This is a genomic window from Roseiarcus sp., from assembly GCF_052145395.1.
Classification (GTDB): Bacteria; Pseudomonadota; Alphaproteobacteria; order Rhizobiales; family Beijerinckiaceae; genus Roseiarcus.
The window spans coordinates 1-4,091 of the sequence record NZ_JBKQOT010000659.1 but is presented as its reverse complement, the minus strand read 5'-3'; the positions used below and the strand labels follow the sequence as shown (position 1 = coordinate 4,091).

The following is a 4,091-nucleotide window of genomic DNA, read 5'->3' as shown; positions in this document are numbered from 1 at the left end:
CGTTGGCCTCGATGGCGACGTCGACGGCATGGTCCACCTCTCCGACCTCGACTGGACGCGTCCGGGCGAGCAGGCGATCGAGGACTACAAGAAGGGCGACAAGGTGCACGCCAAGGTTCTCGACGTCGACGTCGAGAAGGAGCGCATCGCCATCGGCATCAAGCAGCTCGCGTCCGATCCGTTCACCGCCCGCAAGGCCGGCGAGGAAGGCGAGGGCGGCGAATTGCGCAAGGGCGGCGTCGTGACCTGCGAGGTGCTGGAGGTCAAGGACGGCGGCCTCGAGGTGAAGATCGCCGGCACGGACCTCACGACCTTCATCAAGCGCAACGAGCTCGCCCGCGACCGCGGCGACCAGCGCCCCGAGCGCTTTTCGGTCGGCGAGAAGGTCGACGCCCGCGTGGTGCAGTTCGACCGCCGCGCGCGCAAGGTCGCGGTCTCCATCAAGGCGCTCGAAGTCGCCGAGGAGAAGGAGGCGATCGCCCAGTACGGCTCGGCCGACTCGGGCGCCTCGCTCGGCGACATTCTCGGCGCGGCGCTGAAGGCGCGCGAGCAGAAGAAGTAAGCTCACGCCCTCTTTGGGCGTCGCGGTTCAGGCCCGCGGGGAGCGATCCCCGCGGGCCTTTTTGAGTCCGGGCCGTCGAGCGTCGCCCGGACATTTGGCGCCTGGCGTCCAACGACGACGCAGTGGCGGGCCAAATAGTCCCGGGCGCGGATTCAATGAATACATAGACTTGCGGCGAAAATTCCGGGCGACTATTCGGCGGCGTGTCGAGCGCGGACATGGCCCGACCGGGTTCGGGGCGCGCGAATACGCATACGAGGTCTCTCGCGCGCCGCGTCGACGCCACCCGAGATCTTTGGGACCCTCGCATTTCCGGGCGCGGATTCAACGTTTTCAAGGCTTTGCGGCGGACTTTCCGAGCGATTGTTCGGCGGCGCGTCGAGCGCGGGCAAGGCCTCGCCGGGTTCGGGGCGCGCGCAAACGCCACCTTGCTCCCGCGCCACATCGACGCCGCCCGATATTGCCGGGACCCTCGCAATTCCGGGCGCGGATTCAATCTTATCAAGGCTTTGCGGCGGATTTTCCGGGCGATTGTTCGGCGGCGCGTCGAGCGCGGACACGGCCCGACTGGCTCGGGGCGCGCGAAGACGCCAGCCTGCTCTCGCGCGGCATCGACGCCGCCCGAGATCTTTGGGACCGTCGCAATTCCGGGCGCGGATTCAATCTTCTCAAGGCGTTGCGACGGGTTTTCCGGGGGGTGTAATTGCCAACTGTGTCATGCCCGCGGAGGCGGGCATCCAGGGCCCCGGAGTGACGAGGGGGTAATCTCGCGCAAACGCGACAACTTGTCCGAGCGGCGGCCCTGGATCCCCGCGTTCGCGGGGATGACAAGGAGCAATGTCCTCCCCGCTTCCGGCCTCCGGCGATGGGCCTCGGGGCGCTGGCGTGCGGCGCGCGAGAATCTGCCAAATAATCGCGCGCATGCGCTTCCCGCTCACGGCGAAAATGGCGCCGCGATCTTGGCGACGGAGACGCCGCGAAGGAGCATTCCGATGACGAACTGGTCACGCAAGAATCTTGCACGGCGTGCGCGTCCGCTGGCGGATTGCCGGGGTCAGGCGAAGCGGCTTCGCAAACTCGGACAACGCGTGCTCTCCTTGGGTAAGAACAAAGATAGAACACGGGCGCCCATATGGCAAGATATTGTTGCGTTTTCCGGTGTTCGGCTTGGCGGCGAGACGCTCGCGCCGTCCACCGCCGACAGTCTCCACCGGCTTCACGGACACGTACCCTGCCGTCTCGCCCGCACTTCGGATCGACGAAACCCTTCACCAAAGTGGTTATTCCGCCAAAGCGATTGAAACGTCGGGGATCGACGTTTAGCGGTCACTTCGGATCGCGGCCATGAACGCTCGCAGTTGGGCGGAAACCTGCCGCCCGCTTGGGGAGGGGCTGGCAGATGTGGAAGAAAACCCTCATTTTGATATGAGCGTCGCACCGTTGCTCTTCGACCCAGATCTACAGGCCGCTTTCGAGGCCGAGTTGCCCCCAGAGTCCGCACTGGTGCTCTGCCCCAAAGCCTAGCTCTATGTGTGGATTTGGTGCTGCCTGGACGTCGTCGGAAGTGCCGTCATAACGCTTCCAAAAGTCCCGGAAGGGCTCTCTGCCGTTAGGGTCGAGCGTTGCGACGAAATTGGTCCAATACCGGACCATTTCCCGCGAGAGGTGCTGTTCGTCTGGGCTGAGGGGGAATGGATCGGTCGGGACCGGATAGTTGACGTTGGGAAAAAACGCGCTGGGGTCGAAGATGAACTGGAGTTCGCTGGCATGTGTCGCGCCATAGGGGAAGACGGTGGGCAGGTTGAAGAGTTCCGGCGCGTTCGTGTCCTTGAACTCGTACGCCCAGACCGGAACGTATTGACTGAGGAGCTGGTCGGCGGTGCGCGCTGTGCAGGCGAACAGCGAGTCGGTGACGATTGCAGCCGCCGCCTCTCCGGGTGCCGCGGCCGCGCCGTCTGTCAAATAGTTCGCGATCGGGTAGTGGCTCTCGATCGTCGCCAACGGAGGATTAGGGTACGCGGCAAACAGGTTCGCGACCACGCTCGCATAGTTTCCGCTGGTCACGACCCCGTTGAACAGCGGAATGAAAAGGCGGCCCTCGTCGAGGTTGGTCCCCTGAATCACGGGGACCTTGTTGAAGTTGTCGTCGCTAAAGGCCTGCTGCGGCGTTTCCGGCAACGTTGGGACGTTCGGCCCCACCACGTTGACCCAGCCGAGCGGCAATTCGGCGGCGAGAACCGCGGAAACCGGCGCTGCTTGTAAGCAGGGGAGGGTTGTGCATCCCAAAGCTTTGACGAAGGGGACGCCGCTCACGGCTTCCAGCACGGCCTGCGGGTACTGGAAGACGATGCACGCGCTTTCGATGATCGCCCCGCGAAACAAGCCTGCCGCCGTCGGCGAGGCGAGGTGGGAACAGGTGTCGAACGCACCGGCGGACTCGCCGGCGATGGTCACCTTGTGCGGGTCGCCGCCAAAGGCGGCGATGTTGCGGTTGACCCAGCGCATCGCAAACTGCTGGTCCATCAGCCCATAATTTCCCGAGCTGTTGGGGCTCCCGTCGTCCAAAAGCGGGTGAGCAAGCCAGCCAAGCGCGCCTAGGCGATAGTTGATCGTGACGACGATGATGTGGCCTTGGGTCACGAGGGGCATCGGATCGTAGGTGCTGCCCTCGCCGTATTCGTTGGAGCCGCCGTGGATCCAGAAAAGGACCGGCAGCGGCTCGCCGCCGGCAGCGGACCGATCGGCTGGAACATAGATGTTGAGAAAAAGACAGTCCTCGCTGTCGGCGCTGCCAGGCGCCGGGACCGTGTTTGGCGGTGTCGGAAGCGGGATCGAGGTGCCGAACTGGGAGATGTTCTGCGGACACGGAGCGCCAAATTGCGTCGCGGCGGTGGGATTCTGCTGCGTACCATAGGATCCTGGAGGTTTCGGCGGCGCCCAGCGGCCAACTCCGGCGGGCGACGCCGCGTAACGGACGCCTAACCACTGATCGACGGATCCGACGGTTTTCCCCTGCACCCAGCCGTTTGTGGTTTCGACAAGCGTCGATGCGGCGGCGCCCGTGATCCCGAGCACTGCTACAAGGGTTATCGTGGCAGCCATCATCGCACTAAGTTGCGCCATCCTCAGTGCAGACTTCGCTCCCAAGCGCCCTGCTTCGCCGAACGTCATATTTCCCTCCCGAAGATCGGACCTAGATTATTGATTGATACAACCACAGATCCTGCCGCTTGTCGCCACGAAAAACAATCGCCCTCCCCCCGGCGGTAAACGACATGCTTTTATCCGGGATTGTCTTCGGTGAGAACCCGACAAACGCTCGCCTCGTGCACGCGGAGGCGCCGCGCGATCTCGACCACCTTGCCGTTGCGCCGGATTACGGTGGATTACGGTGACACACCCGGATTACGGGTAGAGTCGAGGAAGGGCGCGGTAGCTTGAGGCTTCTGCCAATCGCTCCGTTTCCCTTCCCCGCTCATCAAACCGGACGTGCGGATTTCCCGCATCCGGCTTTCCGACTGGCTTCATG

2 protein-coding genes are annotated in these 4,091 nt (G+C 63.9%); one reads left to right on the top strand and one right to left on the bottom strand.

The genetic code is table 11. The features are described 5' to 3' along the window. On the top strand, positions 1-562 hold a 562-nt coding region (locus ACLP25_RS22685), incomplete at its 5' end, for a S1 RNA-binding domain-containing protein (protein WP_442471401.1). 1,458 nt (positions 563-2,020) lie between these two features. Here ACLP25_RS22685 and ACLP25_RS22680 read toward each other — a convergent pair. Next, positions 2,021-3,733, bottom strand: a complete 1,713-nt coding sequence (locus ACLP25_RS22680) for a carboxylesterase/lipase family protein (protein ID WP_442471400.1) — start codon at positions 3,731-3,733, stop codon at positions 2,021-2,023. Between the last annotated feature and the right edge of the window lie 358 nt (positions 3,734-4,091).